This window comes from Mycobacterium sp. MMS18-G62 (assembly GCF_053877835.1).
Map to the genome: position 1 here is coordinate 4280700 of NZ_CM132662.1, position 17274 is coordinate 4297973.

Consider the following 17274-nt stretch of genomic DNA (forward strand, 5'->3'; position numbering starts at 1 on the left):
CGGAATTTGTCGGGGAGTGACGGTTGAGCACGCAGGGCTTTGTGCGCCGCCTCCGGGTGGCGCCGCCGCGAATGCCGGGTGGCGAAGTCAATCTCGCTGCGCCACCGGAGGTTCCGCGGGCTATCCCTGGCAACCTCGTGATGCGGCTGATGCCGTTCGTCATGATCGTCGCGGTTATCGGCATGATCGCGCTGATGGTCACGGTCGGCGGTCGCGATCTGACCAAAAACCCCATGTTCCTGATCTTCCCGATGATGATGCTTATGTCGATGACCGGCATGTTCATGGGTGGAGGTGGGCGTACCGGCAAGGCCGCCGCTGAACTCAACGAAGAGCGCAAGGACTACTTCAGCTACTTAGCGAATCTGCGTGATGAGGCCGACGAGACCGGCAGTCAGCAGCGCACCGCGCTGGAGTGGAGCCACCCCGATCCGCGCGCGCTGGCCGACGTGGTCGGCACCCGCCGCATGTGGGAACGCCGGCCGACCGACCCGGATTACTGCCACGTGCGCGTCGGGGTCGGAACGCACCGTCTGGCGACGCGGCTGCTTGCGCCCGAGACCGGCCCACCCGAGGACCTCGAGCCGGTGTCAACGGTGGCGTTGCGGCGGTTCGTCAAGACACATTCGGTTGTGCACGCGTTGCCGACGGCCGTGTCGTTGCGGGCCTTCCCGACCGTCACATTCGAGGGCGAGCGCAAGCTGGTGCAGCAGCTGGTCCGCGCAATGGTGCTGGAACTGTGTGCGTTTCACGGGCCCGACCATGTGCAGGTCGCGGTGGTGACGGCGAACCCCGACGGTGAGAACTGGAGCTGGGTCAAATGGCTGCCGCACGCGCAGCACGCCGCCGTCCGCGACGGGATGGGGTCCATGCGCCTGCTGTTCCCCACGCTGGAGTTGCTGGAGACATCCCTTGCGGCCGAGCTTGCCGAGCGCGGCAGGTTCTCCCGCAACGCGCAGCCGACCCCGGGCCTGCGGCAACTGGTCGTGGTTCTCGACGACGGATACGTCACGGGCGACGAGCGGTTGGTCACCGACGCCGGGCTGGACAGCGTGACGGTGCTCGACCTCAACGGCCCCCGCGACGGTGCGATGGCGCGGCGTAGTTTGCAGTTGGTGGTGGAGGGCGACGACGTCGCGGCCCGCACCGCGGCCGGCGTCGAACGGTTCGCCACGCCCGACGCGATCACGATCGCCGAAGCCGAGACGACCGCGCGGCGAATCGGTAGATTCCGTCCCGCCAATGCCGCCCACATCGTCAGCCTCGAGGCTGATTCCAGGTCGGCGGATCCGGGGCTGATGTCGTTGTTGAAGATTCCCGACGCCGCCGAAATCGTCCCGGAACAGGTGTGGCGACCGCGGTCGCCACGTGAACGGCTGCGGGTCCCGATCGGTGTCACGCCGACTGGTCAGCCCCTCGAGCTCGACATCAAGGAGTCCGCCGAGGGCGGCATGGGTCCCCACGGTTTGTGCATCGGCGCAACGGGTTCGGGCAAATCCGAGTTCCTGCGGACTCTGGTGTTGTCGATGGTCACCTCCCATTCACCGGAGACGCTCAACCTGGTGCTCGTCGACTTCAAGGGTGGTGCGACGTTCCTCGGGCTGGAGGGCGTCGCACACATCGCGGCGATCATCACCAACCTCGAGGACGAGCTGACGATGGTCGACCGGATGCGCGATGCGCTTGCCGGTGAGATGAACCGTCGCCAGGAACTGCTGCGCGCCGCAGGGAATTTCACGAACGTCACCGAATACGAACGGGCCCGCGCCAACGGTGCCGACCTGCAACCGCTGCCCGCTTTGTTCATCGTGGTCGACGAGTTCTCGGAATTGCTTTCGCAAAAGCCCGATTTCGCCGAGCTATTCGTGATGATCGGACGCCTCGGCAGGTCGCTGCACATTCATCTGCTGCTCGCCTCGCAGCGACTCGAAGAGGGCAAGCTGCGCGGTTTGGACTCCCATCTGTCCTACCGCATCGGGCTCAAGACGTTCTCGGCGGGCGAATCACGCAGCGTGCTTGGTGTGCCCGACGCTTACCATCTGCCCAGCGTTCCTGGCTCAGCATTCCTGAAATGCGATGCGTCAGAACCGATTCGATTCAACACCAGCTATGTCTCGGGTGAGTATGTCAAGCCGCGGACGTCCTCGCGGACCGGGCGCGCCACCCAGCTGGGCGCGCTCGCGCCCAAGCTCTTCACCGCCGCGGTCGTCAAGAAGGATCCCGCACCGGCGCTGCTGCCCGAATTGCACCTCGACGAATCAGAACCTGCGCAGCCTGCCGGGCCGACGAAGACCACATTGCTCGACGTGGTGGTGAGCCGCCTTCGGGGCCACGGTCGTCCCGCACACGAAGTGTGGTTGCCGCCGCTGGACGAGAGTCCCGCGGTCAACGACTTGTTGCCCGACGCGGAATGGCAAGCCCTGCAGAACGTCAACGGGCAACTGTGGATGCCGATCGGTGTCGTTGACCGGCCCTATGACCAACGCCGCGACGTGCTGACCGTCGACCTTTCCGGTGCGCAGGGCAACGTCGCCGTCGTCGGCGGGCCGCAGTCAGGTAAGTCCACCGCGCTGCGCACACTGGTCATGGCCGCCGCCGCCACGCACACGCCAGAGCAATTGCAGTTCTATTGCCTGGATTTCGGCGGCGGCACGTTGACGAGCCTGTCGAAGCTGCCGCATGTCGGCGGGGTCGCGGGACGAATGGACTCAGACGCAATCCGGCGCACGGTCGCCGAAGTGGCGGGTGTGTTGCGGGCCCGTGAAGAGCGATTCCGTGAACTCGGCATCGAATCGATGCGTGACTTCCGGCAACGCAAGGCGGAGTTGGCTGCGGCGCCGCCAGACGTGGCCGCTCAGGATCCGTTGAGCCAAGACAACTTCGGTGACGTCGTGCTGGTCGTCGACGGATGGGCCTCGATCAGAAGCGATTTCGAGGTCCTCGAGCAGACGTTGCAGTCGCTGGCCATCCAAGGCCTGTCCTACGGCGTGCACCTGGTCATCTCCGCGTCCCGCTGGATGGAGATCCGGCCCGCGGTCAAGGACATGTTGGGCACCCGGATCGAGCTACGGTTGGGCGATCCGATCGACAGCGAAGTCGGCCGTCGCTCAGCCGAATTGGTGCCGATAGGCAAGCCGGGCCGTGGCATCAACTCCGAGAAGCTGCACATTCTGATTGCGCTGCCGCGGCTGGATTCCAGTTCGGGCGTCGACGACCTGCCTGCCGGCGTGGCCGCCGCGGTCGAGTCGGTGCGTGCGCACTACGACGGCCGTGAGGCGCCGCGGGTGCGGATGCTTCCGTACAACGTCGACCGCGATGTCGTGGTGCGCACGGCCGAGCGGGCCGGGCTGGTCACGAAGTCTCGGATAGCCATCGGGATCAACGAGGACGAGTTGGCGCCCGTCGTCGTCGATTTCGACGCACAACCACATCTGGTTGCATTCGCCGACGGCGAATGCGGCAAGACGGGTCTGCTGCGCAACATCGCCGCCGGCGTGATGGAGAACGCCACGCCCACCGAAGTCAAGATCATCCTCGTCGATTTCCGGCGATCGCTGTTGGGCGTCGTCGCCGACGAATACCTCGGCGGCTACGCCACCGCGCCCCAGTCGTGTGCGGAGCTGATGACGGCGCTTGCCGGCGCCCTGCGGGACCGGCTGCCGCCCAACGACATCACCCAGCAGCAGCTCAAAGAGCGGTCGTGGTGGTCGGGACCTGAGCTGTTCGTGATGATCGACGACTACGACCTCATCGGCGGCGGCTCGCTGAACCACCCGCTTGGCCCACTGGTGGAGTATCTGCCCCAGGCCCGCGACATCGGGCTGCGCGTGATCGTGACCCGGCGCAGCGGGGGAGCGGGCCGGGCGATGATGGACCCGTTCATCGGGCGGCTAAAAGACCTGTCCTGCAACGGTTTAGTGATGAGCGGCAGCAAGGAGGAAGGCGCACTGTTCGGCGGGTACAAGGCCACCGCGATGCCTCCCGGTCGCGGGATGCTGGTTTCCCGCAGCATGAAGAGCGGCATAATCCAGCTTTCCCGAATGCCCGACCTATGACCGGGGTCAGCGAGCTCCGCACCGTGCAGGTGGTTTCCGCGGCCCCAGAAGTAGTCAGGGTGTCCGTGCTCGGCGGGCGCACCCAGCTCGACGTCGCCCTGCCCGCGGACGTCCCGGTGGCCGCTTTCCTGCCGGAGCTTGCGGAACTGATCGGGTCGCGCAAGGCGAATCGCGATAGTGATTCCGCGGACGTCACCGACCGCGATGAGCGCCGCACATACTGGGTGCTCAGCCGCATCGACGGCGGCGGGGTGCTGACCCCCGACGAGACCTTGCGCGCCGCGGGTATCTCCAACGGAGAACTGTTACGCATCACGGCACGGCCCGCGTTATCGCCGCCGATGCTCCACGACGACGTCGTCGACGCGGCCGCGCGGCTCAACAGAGCTGCCTACGCCGCGTGGAATGCGTCCGCTGCCAAGGCGATGGCATTCGTGGGACTGTGGCTGTGCGCGGCCGTCTGGGTGGTCTTCCTCATGACCGACGCACTCTCGGCACACCGCACAGTGATGGTCATCGGTGCGGCGTTCACCGCGCTCGCCCTGATAGCCGGCGCGGCGGTGGTGCGAAGAGTTATGAATCAGACCGATATCGCCACCGCCGCGGGCTGGCCGGCACTTGCGATAACCGCGGCGCTCGCATGGGTGCTTGCGGCACCGTTCGGCACAGGCGGTTTGTCGGTCGCCTGCGCAATTCTGCTCACTCTTACCGGTGCGTACTACCGGCTGATCGGTGCGGGTCATTTTGCCTACATCGCAGCCGCGGTGGTGTTCGCGTTCGGGGGGCTGGCCCTGCTGAGCCGCGTGCTCGGGGGGCCCGTCGAGGTGATCGCGGCGGTTACGACGACGATCGCCGTGCTGGGGTGCCTCGCTCTTCCGACGCTCACCAGCCGGCTGGCACGACTTCCCGCGCCAGCGCCGGATCCGTCAGCGGCGCACAAGGATCGGCGATTCGACGACCCGTTCACGTCCGCGGCGCCGACCAACTCCGGTACCGCGATGCCAAGCGCCGAGGAGGTGTGGGCCCGGGTGCGGACAGCGGCGCTGACCCAAGCCGGACTGCAGGCCGGCTTGGCGGCAGTCGTGGTGGCGGGCGCGACGGTGCTGCTGCACACCCGAACCGAATTGTCGGCCTTCATATTTGCGCTTGCGTGCGCGGCTGTGCTGGCCACGCGCAGTCGCCATGCCTCGACATGGATCGAGCGTGCCGCGCTGGCCGGACCGGCCACGGCACTGTTACTGGCGGCCTGCCTGCTAGCGCAAACCGGCTCCGAGCCGCTGCGGCTGACCGGGGTTGTCGTGTTGGTAACCGTTGCGGCGTTGGCGAGCCTCGCCGGCGTCGTCGTCAGCCACGGCCACCCGCGCGGATGGGCGGCGACAGCGGCCGCGTACGTGGACTACGTCGCAGTGGCATCTCTTGTCCCGCTGGCATTTTGGCCTCTTGGTATGTACGACCGACTGGGGCCGTGGTGAACGCCGTGCGGCGCTGCGCGGCTGTCGGCGGGGTCGTTTTAGTGGCGGCCGCGACGAGTCTATTTGCGCCTCCGGCCGCAATCGCGATCACTCCGCCGGTCATCGACCCTGGTCCGCCGCCAGCGGGGCCAGTCGGGCCTCCCCAGCCGACCGAGCTGAAGGCGATCTGCGGCATACCGACGGGCGTGCTGCCCGCCACCGATTTCACCAAGCAGACGAGCGCGGACGCGATGCTCGACTACCGCGCGGCGTGGCGATTCTCCCGCGGCGCCGGACAGAAAGTCGCGGTCATCGACACGGGTGTGAATCGTCATCCGCGGCTGCCCGCGTTGGAGCCCGGCGGAGACTACGTTTCCAACGGCGACGGGCTGCAGGACTGCGATGCTCATGGAACCCTTGTTGCCGGGATCATCGCGGCGGCCCCGTCGGCCGACGACAGTTTCGCGGGGGTAGCTCCAGACGCAACCATCCTGTCGATCAGGCAGAACAGCGGGGCATTCGACGTTGCCGGTATCGGAGCGAATACAAACGACGACCCGAACGCGACGTCGACCGGCTACGGCAACACGCAGACCTTGGCGTTGGCGATCACGAGGGCCGTGGATCTCGGTGCGACCGTGATCAACCTGTCCGAGGTCGCATGTGCGCCGGTGGCCGCGGGGTTGGACGATGCGGCCGTCGGCCGTGCGGTGCGCTACGCCTTCGAGCGAAATGTGGTGGTGGTAGCCGCGGCAGGCAACTTCAATAAGCAAAGCATGTGCAATGCGCAGAATGTGATGACGGATCCCAACCAGCCGATGGAGCGGGCCTGGGACACCGTCGGCACCATCGCCAGCCCGGCGTGGTTCGACGATTACGTGTTGACCGTCGGTGCGGTGACCCCGACTGCGGAGCCAGCCGAGTTCAGTTTGCACGGGCCGTGGGTCGCGGTGGCCGCGCCGGGCGAGCAGGTCACCTCGCTGGATGCCAACGGTCCCGGGTTGAGCAACGCCCAGCTCGGTCAGCAGGGCATGGTGCCGTTGAACGGCACCAGCTTTGCGGCGCCGTTCGTATCAGGCGTGGTGGCGTTGGTCAGGTCGCGGTTCCCCGAGCTGACCGCGGTCCAGGTGATGGACGTGATCAAGCGGACAGCACACACCCCGGATAACGGTCCCAATCTGGCCACCGGCTACGGGGTGGTGGATCCGATCGCCGCGCTGACTTACCAACTGGCGCCCGCGAACAGCGGCCCGCGCGTCGATGCGGGCACCCCGATCAGCGGACCGCCACGACCAGATCCCGGCAACGCGCGGGCGCGCGCGATCGTCTTCGGTGTCACCGCGGTGAGCGTTGCGCTGATGGCGGCCGCCGCGGCGCTCGCCGTTGCCCAGCGGCGGCGCGGCCGCTGAATGCTACCTACGATCGGAGACTGAGATGATGCCGGAGCCTAAGCCACCGAGTGACCTCGACGAAGTCGAGGCGCGTGCCGCGGCCCTGCAGGAGCGGATGGCTGCCCGACGAGCCGGGCCGGCCGAGAACGGCGAGTCATCCGATGACGCCGAAACGCCACCGGCCAAACCGTCGGCGGCGCGTCGACTGCCACCCCCTCCATGGCAGGTGTCCAGCGCGGCAGTCCCACGAGACATCGGACGGCGATTCGACGAGGAAGAAGAAAGGCACACACGCCATCCCGGCCACGAATTCGACGCCGCCGAGGATGACGAACCCGCCGAATCGCCACCGGCACAAGGGGAGTGGCAGCCGAGCCCGGAGCAGTATGGATTACCTCCAGCATGGTCACAAGGACCGCTGCCGCCGCCACCTCCGCCGGGCTGGCTGCCGCCACCGCCGGGTTGGCTGCCGCCACCGCCCGCGAACGTCGGGTCACCGCCCGGGTATCGGATCCCGCCGCCCCCAATCGATGAAGCCGAGGTCGCCGGCCGCACGCGAAGCACACCGCAGCGAGGCTGGCGCCGCGCGCTGCACCGCGCCAGCGGCGGACGCATCAACCCCGGCGAGTCGCGCAAGCAGCGTGACAAGGAAGACCTGCTCGCCCAGATTCGCCAGCCCATCGCCGGTGACTTCCGCATCGCCGTGCTGTCGATCAAGGGTGGCGTCGGAAAGACCACCACCACACTGGGTCTGGGATCAGCCATGGCGCTGGTGCGCTCGGACCGCGTCATCGCCGTCGACGCCAACCCGGACCGTGGCACGCTCGCGGAGCGGGTCAAAGACTCGTCGACCGAGTCCACCGTGCGTGACCTGTTATCGGACCCGAATATCAACCGGTACGCCGACGTCCGAAGCCATACGCGGATGGCGAGCAGCCGCCTGGAAGTGCTCGCGAGCGAACAAGAACCCGCGGTGTCGGAGGTGTTCGGGGAGGCCGACTACCGGCGCACCATCGACATTCTGCGGCACTACTACAACATCATCCTGACCGACTGCGGGACCGGCATCATGCATTCCGCGATGGCCGGAGTGCTGGATCTGGCACACGCCATCGTCCTGGTCAGTTCACCGGCCATGGACGCCGCGCGCAGCGCATCGGCGACGCTGGACTGGTTGATGCAGCACGGCCATTCGGCGCTGGTGCGGGAGGCGCACGTGGTGTTGAGTTCGTCCCGTCCCGGATCGGCAGCAATGAAGCTCGACAAGGTCCACGAGCATTTCGAAGCACGCTGCCGCTCCATCCATCACATCCCGTTCGACCCGCATCTAGCCGAAGGCGCTGACATCGACTTCGATTTGCTGAATCCGGCCACTTTCCAAGCGTATTTGGAGCTGGCCGGTGCGGTGGCGGAGAAGTTCCCCCGGTTGCGGGGTGGACGCCACCGGCAATGACGCGCCAGCAGGATGTCTGACGATCACCCTGGTGAGCTTGCCAGCTAGTTTGCGAGCAAACGTAAATTAACGACGTGACGATCGAAATTGCCTGCAGCACAACAGGTTCGATACTGAATTTATTGTGAACAAGGCTGTATCCTCAGCAAGACACCACGTAACGTCTGAGGTGGCACGCGACCGTTGTCCGCAAGGCCTGAGGGGTCCTTGCGGAGCGCAGCGATCTACCGCAGCTTCGATGAGGTGAGGCATCTTGAGCAATGACGCGCTGCGGCACGAAATGACCGAGGTGTTGGCGCTGGTTCAGGAACAGCTGGCCGATATCGCGGGCGTGCAGAAGCGGCAAGCGGAGCTCACGGCGATGGTCGCCGTCGCCGACGGCATGGTCGAGGTGACGGTCAACGCTGCAGGCCACGTCATCAAGACCGTTATCGACGACGCATACCTCGATGAGTTCGAGTTCGACGAACTCGCTGACCACATCACCGAAGCAGCCCAGTCGGCCGCCCGCGACGTAGCCCTGCGAGCGACCGAGATGCTGGCCCCCATCAATGAGCGTCGGAAGCGGTTTCCATCACTGTCCGACATCGTCGAAGGTGCACCGGATCTGCGCGATCTGGTGCCGGCGTGGCCCCCACCCGATCCAGCGGCGCCACCGCATCAGCACGACGCCGACCAAGGGGATGTCTCCGAGGACAGCACATTCCCGACCGTGAGGAGATGAACCGATGACCGAACCACTGGGGGTCACTCCGCCCGAACTGCGCGCCACTGCGCAACACCTCAAGGACGTGAGCTCCCGGATGAAGGACGTGTTGTCGAGGCTGAGAGGCAACCTCGACGGTGAGGGAGCCAAATGGGGCGATGACAAGATCGGCGAACAGTTCGCCGACGGCGATGGTGGCTACCTGTCGCAGCTGGCTTGGATGGATGGTTCCGTCGACGCCAAGACGGGCCTGCTCGACTACTACTCGCGCGGCCTGAAGGGCGCGGCTGATTCCTTCGAACAGCAAGACCAGGCCTGACTTCGACGCCATGGTGCGGCACACGGCCACGCCGGTGACCCATGGACATTGAGATTCCGCCCGGCCTCCAGTGGGTGTCATATCTTGCCGGAGGCGAGTGGCCGCAAGGTAGCGAAAATGGCATGTTTCGCATCGGCGACCACTACAGTTCGGCCGCTGAGGATCTCGTCAGCCTGATCCCTGAACTGAATCGCGTTCGCCAAGAGACAATCTCGGTGTTGTCCGGCGAAACCGCGGTGGCGGCAGTTGAACAGTTTGCTCTGCTGTTCGGTGGCGAATACGCGGTGGACAAGCTCGCCGACGGGATTGCGGCGCTCGGCGATGGGGCTAGCAACCTCGGTACGGAGATCGAGTACAGCAAGCTGTCGATCATCGTCGGCCTGGCCATGGCAGCGGCCGAGATCGGGTGGTGCCTCGCCAACGCGGCCCCAACCTGGGGTGCCTCGACCGCGGCCATACCCGGTATCGAAGCCGCGACCAATGCGACCATCCGCCAAATCGTGGCGATGATGCTGCGGCGCATCGTCGGCACGCTGCGCGGCATGATGGCCAGGACCGGTATCAAGCGACTCCTCCACGAGGGTCTCAAGGAAGCGTTCCAAGAGCTGGGACAGGGGTTGGCCCAAGAGGGCATCGTCGAGGGTGTTCAACTCGGCAAAGGACACCGCGCCAGTTTCGATCCGACGATGTTCCGTCAGACCGCGGTCGCCTCCACCGTCGGCGGCGCGGCAGGAGGCGGAACCGCCGTCCCAGTTGCGCATTCGCTCGGTCCCGGCCGCACCGCGTTCTCCCGTGCACTCAAGGGAACGACGACGTTCTTCAGCGCAGGCATCGCGGGAAACGTGGCGGGCAATATGTCCGTCGGCGGCGAATTCGACACGTTGTCGATCATGGCGGGCTCAGCGACGTCCAGCATCGGCGGCCTGGGCGGGGGCGGTCACAGTCCCCACGGATCCAGAACCCAGACAAATGGTGACCCACACGCCGAGCCGCCGGCGCCAAGCCCTCCACCGCCGAATGGTCCAATGCCGCCCGAACCGTCACCCGTCAGGCCGCCTGACGGATCCCAACCCGGCGACTCCGCGAGGGCCGAACCCGAGCCTCACACCGATACGTCATCGGTCAACGGCAACGGTCAGTCCCTGCACGATGGTGATGGCGCGCGCATATCTGACTCACCAGCGGCCAATCCGATGCCTGTCAGGGCGACACACACGAATGGCGCAGCACCCCAAACTGATTCGTCGCCCGCTCGGACGCCGCCGACCGGCACCCAAAATTCGACCACTGACAGCACAACCCGCGCCGCGCCGCATCCCTCCGACCAGTCTCCGGATGCTCAGCCGCGCACGGACGCTCATCCCACCAGGGAGGCGCCCGCTCCACATCCTGATTCCGCGGAGCGCGTCACCAACACGACGGCCGGGCCGATCGACAGCGGGCACGTTCCGGATACCCATACGCCCAACGACACCGCGGCACCCGCGGAGGCCGGTGCGGAATCCACGATCGAGACGACGAACGAGGAAGCCGGCGTTCCCCAAAGTGACACCGCCCCGCAGAGCGACGCTGCGCCGCCGAGTGACACCGCCCCGCCGAGTGATAGCGAACATGTCACCGACCCCGCCACTTCGGCACAGCCGCCGCCGTCGGCGCCGACGGGCGCGACCGCGGTATCCGGGTCACACAGTGTCCCTACCAATACGCTATCGACGCCGACGCCGCACGCGCCATCCACTGCGACGTCAGCCAGCCATCTCCACACGACCGGTACCGATACCGCATCCGCGAAAAACACTGCACAACAAGATATTCCGAAAACCCCCGCCGCGTCCGGATCCACCTCTCGGGTGGCCGAACCGGCCGCTGCCCGCGTTCACGACACCACCGCCGCCAAGGCGCAGCCGAGCACCCAGGAGGGTGAAAAGGCGCACACGCCCGTTGCGGCTTCCACGAATCAAGGCGACACTGCCGACAGTAGGTCCGGGCAGCCCCGCGCAGACTGCGTCGATCGTGTTGCACAGGCATTGTCGGCCCGGTACGGCCGTCCCATTCAGCTTGCGCCTTTCTCGACATCCGAAGGCGCGCCCGCGCGCGTGCTGTATGAAACTTTCGGCTCCCGTGCCGAATTCGCGAACTACTCCGACGTCGACGCCGTCCTGCGAAATATGGAACCAGGTTCAACCGCGATCGTGACGTCGAGCTGGGCCGGCGGCCCGAACCGAGGCGGCCACGCATATCTCGCGGTCAACGAGGGCGGGCACATCTACCTGGAGGACCCCTTCACCGGCAGGCGCTCCGGCTGGCCACCCGCGTGGGGTCAGGGCGCCGTATCACGCACGGCTGTAGGCTATTTGGATTCCGACGGCAATGCGGTACATCCGCTGCGCGACTCATCCGGCGACCTAGCGGCTGCGGCCGCTGTCGGCCACGTCCAAGGCTTGCCCGGCGACGCCGACGGTGCCCATCACGGCGACCACGATCCGGGTGAGGGGTGGCGCCACGTCGCGTCGCAAAACGACGTGGCAGACGAGGCGTTGGCGCGGCGAGGAGTGCACAGCGCCGACGAGTTACGCAATCCGCTCGGCCTGATGGAGGCGGCTAGCGAGCGGGCCCGCGACAATGCCACATGGTGGGCCGGTTTGACGGGCGCCGAGCAGCGCGCCCTCATCGACACCTATCCACATCAGATCGGCAACGCCGAGGGCATCCCGGCCGCGGCGCGCCACGAAGCCAACACTCACGCGCTGGACCAGCAGCGCAGAGAACTGCAGGCTTGGCGTGATCGTGGCGAGCGGCTCACCCGGTTCCAGCGCAGGGAGCTGACACGCCTGGACCGCATTCAGCAAGCCCTCGACAGAGCAAGCGATTTGGCGACTCAGACCGGTGTCGGCGGACCGACGCTGCTGGCCTTCGATTCCGGGGCGTTCGGCGGGGATGGACGCGCCGTCGTCAGCTTCGGTGAGGATCCGTACAAGGCGGCTTCGGTCTCGTGGCACGTTCCCGGGCAGGGGATGACAGTCGACCAACTCGGCTACTGCATGGGCGATGCGCTCAACCATTTACAGTCCACCCTGCAAGAGGATGCTTCGGTGTCGGCGGCGTCGATCGCGTGGATCGGCTATGACACTCCAAGCGGGTTGCAGACTTTCCGCGCTGCAGGCCACACGATGGCCCGCGAAGGCGCCAAAATCCTCTACAGCGACATCCGCGCGTTCAACACCGTCCGCGACACGCTTGCAGACGACGGCAGCCACTTTGGCGGTAACCATATCTTCGCCCATTCCTACGGAGCCACCACTGCTAGTTATGCCGGACGGGATGGACGGCTCGCCAACGACATTCGCACGATCTCGCTCGCCGGATCAGCGGGTGCCGGGCCGTTGCGGCATGCCAGCGAGTTCGGTATCGGCGAGGACAACGTGTATGTGGCGTCGTCGTCACGGGACCCGTTCACCGCGCTTGGCGGGCGCACGCCTGGATCGATGGGCCGGATATTCGGTCGCGGGCTTGGGATCGACCCGGCCATGCAATCCTTTGGCGCCCAACGCGTCACAGCCGAGTTCTCCGCGGAGATGGACCAGCGAAGGAACCGCGGCACTCACAACGCGTACTACCGGTTCGTGGACCGAGGCTCCGATCCTGCGCTGCGCAGCGAGTCGCTGGCCAACTTCGGGCGGATCGCCGCCGGGCACGCCGACCGGGTCGACACCGAAAGCCATCGCACTGTCGACGTAGGGCCCAGGCGACTGTTCGGCGGGACCCGGGAACGCACCGCCGAACCGGCAGCAGGTCGGCCTCTGCGCCTCGACGGTGAAACCGAGACACCGGGAGATCGCGATGCCCGCCGCCGGTGGAATCCGCGATGGCGTGGGGCCGAACCCACCCATACCGACGCAAGCGTCGCCCCACTTGAACCACAGCTGACTCCGCGAGAGCGGGCCGATCTGGCGTTGGCGGACCGGGGAATAGCCGCAGCTGATTTGGTGACCCGCGTCGATCCGCGGGTTCCGACGGCCGAGGTGGTGGCGCAGGCTCACGACAATGCCACCTGGTGGAGGGGACTATCCGAGGCGCAGCAGCAGGCGTTGATTGAAACGTATCCGCGCGAGATGGGCAGCGCCGCCGGAATTCCGCCGATGGCTCGTCATGAGGCGAATTCGCGGGTGTTGCAGCAGTATCTAACGCATCGCGACGTGCTGGTGTCTCGGCGCGAAAACGGTGTGGCGCTTAACAAGAGCCAAGAAGCGTTCATCGACCGCATGAACGGCATCGAGGCCGCGTTGCGGTCGATGCAGCGCAATGCCGAGCGTGCGGGGGTGGGTGGCCCGTATCTGCTGGCGTTTGATCCGCGGGCGTTCGGCGGCAACGGCCGCGCGATCGTCAGCTTCGGCGAAGACCCCTACACCGCGGACTCGGTGTCGTGGTACGTGCCGGGGATGACGACGACGATCGACAAGCTGCGGCCGATGATGATGCGGGCGTTCAACCAGCTTCAGTCCACGTTGCGGGAGAACCCGGATCTGTCGGCGGCATCGATCACCTACATCGGCTACGAGGCGCCCGGCAGCTGGGACCCGAGTGTCATGTCGCAGAGGATGGCGCGTGAGGGCGGCCGGATCTTCGCCGGCGACATGTTGTCGTTCAACGAGGGCCGCAACATCTTCGCAGGCGACGGCAGCCATTTCAGCGGTAACCATGTGTTCGCTCATTCGTATGGGTCGTCCACGGTCAGTCACGCCGGGCAGGGCGGACGCCTGGCCGGCGAAGTGCAGACGATCACGCTGATCGGTTCGCCGGGCGCCGGCCCACTGCGGCACGCCAGCGAGTTCGGGATCGGCGACAACGTATTCGTCGCGTCGTCGTCACGCGACGGGACAACCGGATTGGGCGGTGCGCGACCCGGTGAGTTCGGGCGGATTGTGTCTAGTAGGGGTCAGGGTCTGGACCCGGCGATGGACACTTTCGGTGCTCGCCGGGTGACCGCCGAATTCCCCGCTGCCGTAGACCACCGCGGCGCCGGCTCGCGGATGACCCACAGCCTCTACTGGGCCTACATGGATCCGGGGACCAACCCCCACATCCGCAGTGAGTCGCTGACCAACTTCGGTCGCATCGCGGCCGGGCACGCCGACCGCGTGGACACCGAGGGCCACCGCACCCTTGGCGAGCATTCCCGGCGCCTGCGCGCAGGAACGGTCGAGCGCACCGTCGAACCCGCAATCGGACGCCGCCTCCGGCTTGCCGACGACCCCACCGCCGCACATGCCGTCGACCGCAGGCGGCCGTGGAATCCGCGCTTCCGCAATCTGCGGGTGGAATCCATCGAATCCCCGCCTGCCGGAGTCGAAGACGGCGCTGTCGATGACGTGGCTCGTACGCCGGAAGAGTTGCCGACAGCGGGCGAGGTCCAGCAGGTCCCGGTGCCCGTCAGGGTCGTGGCGGACATGGCGTTGGCGGAGAAAGGGATTGCGGCCGCCGATTTGGTGACTCCGGTTGATCCGCGGGTTCGGACGGCGGAGGTGGTCGCGCAGGCCCGGGAGAACGCCGCGTGGTGGAAGGGATTGTCGGAAGCCCAGCAGCGGGCGTTGATCGAGACCTACCCGCACGAGGTTGGTCGCGCCGCAGGCGTCCCACCGATGGCTCGTCATGAGGCGAATTCGCGGGTGTTGCAGCAGTATCTAACGCATCGCGACGTGCTGGTGTCTCGGCGCGAAAGCGGTGTGGCGCTCAACAGGAGGCAAGAGACATTCATCGACCGCATGAACGGCATCGAAGATGCCTTGCGCTCGATGCGGCGCAATGCCGAGCGTGCGGGGGTGGGTGGCCCGTATCTGCTGGCGTTTGATCCGCGGGCGTTCGGCGGCAACGGCCGGGCGATCGTCAGCTTCGGCGAGGACCCGTACACGGCCGATTCGGTGTCGTGGTACGTGCCGGGGATGACGACGACGATCGACAAGCTGCGGCCGATGATGATGCGGGCGTTCAACCAGTTGCAGTCGTCGTTGCGGGAGAACCCGGATCTGTCGGCGGCGTCGATCACCTACATCGGTTACAAGGCGCCGGGCAGTTGGGATCCCCGGGTTACCTCGCAACGTATGGCGCGCGAGGGCGGCCAGATCTTCGCCAACGATATTTCCTCGTTCAATACCGGGCGGGATGTGTTCGCAGGCAACGGCAGCCGATTCAGCGGTAACCATGTCTTCGCCCACTCGTATGGGTCGACCACGGTCAGTCACGCGGGGCAGGGCGGACGGCTGGCCGGCCACGTGCAGACGATCACACTGATCGGTTCACCGGGTGCCGGTCCACTGCGCAATGCCAGCGAGTTCGGTATCGGCGACAACGTGTTCGTCGCGTCCTCGTCTCGGGACAGGACGACGGGGCTCGGTGGTGAGCGTCCCGGCGATTTCGGGCGGGTCGTGCGAAGGATGGGTCAGGGCATCGACCCGGCAATGGACACCTTCGGCGCGCGCCGTGTCACCGCGGAATTCCCTGTCGTCCTTGACCATATGGGTCGGGGCTCGCGGATGACCCACAGCCTCTACTGGGCCTACATGGACCCGGGGACCAGCCCGCACATCCGCAGCGAGTCGCTGACCAACTTCGGCCGTATCGCCGCCGGACATGCCGACCGCGTGGACACCGAGGGCCATCGCACCCTCGATGAGCGACCCCGCCCGCTGCGCGGAGGACTTCGCGAACACACGGTCGAACCCGCCATCGGGCGGCCCCTTCGACTGGCCGACGACCCCACCGTCCACCACTCCGTCCACGGTCGGCACCGATGGAATCCAAACTTTCTGCGCGACAACGACTGTGCCCACCTCGTCGCAGATGAGTTGTCGGCGAGGTATGAGCGTGACATCCACCTCCGCGTCGCGCCGTCAGCAAGGGGTGTGCACGCCTGGAGGCTTTTCGAGGCTGTCGGTTCGAGCTCACAATTCGCGACGTATTCACAGGTCGAGGCCAGGCTGCGAGAACTCGGCCCCGGTTCGTCGGCCGTGCTGGCCTCGCGTTGGAGAGTTCGCGGTCAAGGTGGCCACGCCTACCTCGCCGTCAACGACGGTGGTGATATCTACCTGATCGACGCCCACAGTGGGGAGCGGACAGGATGGCCACCCGCGTGGGGTGAAAACGCCGTCCGCCGTACCGCCGTCGGCTACCTCGATCCGCATGGCAATCCCATCAACCCGTATGAGGGCCGCGATCGTCAGCTCAGCGCCGCCGGTTCGATCGGACGTGTTCGCGGCCTGCCCGAATCCGCTGTGGTGGCGGATGCGGCGTTGGCCGAAAGGGGAATTCGGCCGGACGAGCTGATCAATCCGTTGGGCAACCCAGAACTGGCCGCGGAGCGGGCGCGCGCCAACGTCGAGTGGTGGGCCGGGTTGACCGAGGAGCAGCAGCGGGCCCTGATCGAAACTCATCCCTACCGGATCGGCAACGCCGAAGGCATACCGGCGGTAGATCGTGACATTGCGAATCGTGTTTTCCTGCAGCAGCTTCGGGAACGTGCCGACCATGTGCAGACCACGATTGACGAGTTCGGCCGGCCGCGCGCGGCCGAGCGCGCGTTCCTGGATCGCGTGAACCAGCTCGACCTGGCGGTGCGCAAGGCGGACGCTGACGCCGCGCGGGCGGGGTTGGAACGGCCGCTGCTGCTGGCTCTCGATCCGTCGGAGTTCGGCGGAAAAGGGCATGCCGTACTCAGCTTCGGCGAAGACCCATACCACGCCGACAGTGTGTCGTGGCATGTCGCCAGGCAGACGGTCGACGAGCTTGGAACCGTCGTCCGCCCCGCCCTTGACCAACTGCAGGCCGCCCACGAGCAGACGCAGTCAGCGGCCGCGGTCGTGTGGGTCGGCGACGACACGTCGAAGTCGAAGCTTGCCCTCTACA

The 17274-nt window shown here is 66.5% G+C and carries 5 protein-coding genes and 2 pseudogenes; all 7 read left to right on the forward strand.

Annotated elements, in window-relative coordinates; all coding sequences use genetic code 11:
• Nucleotides 1-23 precede the first annotated feature (23 nt).
• Nucleotides 24-4055 carry a type VII secretion protein EccCa gene (gene eccCa / locus ACWW36_RS21390; RefSeq protein ID WP_456137973.1) on the forward strand — a complete coding sequence of 1344 codons (4032 nt, stop codon included), beginning with the start codon at nucleotides 24-26 and terminating at the stop codon, nucleotides 4053-4055.
• A complete protein-coding gene (eccD, locus tag ACWW36_RS21395) occupies nucleotides 4052-5527 on the forward strand; it encodes a type VII secretion integral membrane protein EccD (RefSeq protein ID WP_456137974.1) in 1476 nt (491 codons plus the stop codon). The genes eccCa and eccD overlap by 4 nt, the downstream gene beginning before the upstream one ends.
• Nucleotides 5524-6915 (forward strand): type VII secretion-associated serine protease mycosin, encoded by a 1392-nt coding sequence (gene mycP / locus ACWW36_RS21400; RefSeq protein ID WP_456142575.1) that lies wholly within the window; start codon nucleotides 5524-5526, stop codon nucleotides 6913-6915. Before eccD ends, mycP begins: the two co-directional genes overlap by 4 nt.
• Before the next feature lie 34 nt (nucleotides 6916-6949).
• Nucleotides 6950-8350, forward strand: a pseudogene (locus ACWW36_RS21405) (MinD/ParA family ATP-binding protein); the annotation flags it as partial.
• Nucleotides 8351-8603: 253 nt separating this feature from the next.
• Nucleotides 8604-9074: a YbaB/EbfC family nucleoid-associated protein gene (locus ACWW36_RS21410; RefSeq protein WP_456137975.1), complete on the forward strand. Its 471-nt coding sequence runs from the start codon at nucleotides 8604-8606 to the stop codon at nucleotides 9072-9074.
• Between the two features lie 4 nt (nucleotides 9075-9078).
• Nucleotides 9079-9375 (forward strand): WXG100 family type VII secretion target, encoded by a 297-nt coding sequence (locus tag ACWW36_RS21415; RefSeq protein ID WP_456137976.1) that lies wholly within the window; start codon nucleotides 9079-9081, stop codon nucleotides 9373-9375.
• Nucleotides 9376-9416: 41 nt separating this feature from the next.
• Nucleotides 9417-16466, forward strand: a pseudogene (locus tag ACWW36_RS21420) (alpha/beta hydrolase); the annotation flags it as partial.
• Between the last annotated feature and the right edge of the window lie 808 nt (nucleotides 16467-17274).

Coding starts and splice junctions, on each gene's coding strand:
- eccD (WP_456137974.1), top strand. CDS start 4,052: ATGACCGGGGTCAGCGAGCTCCGCACCGTGCAGGTGGTTTCCGCGGCC.
- ACWW36_RS21415 (WP_456137976.1), top strand. CDS start 9,079: ATGACCGAACCACTGGGGGTCACTCCGCCCGAACTGCGCGCCACTGCG.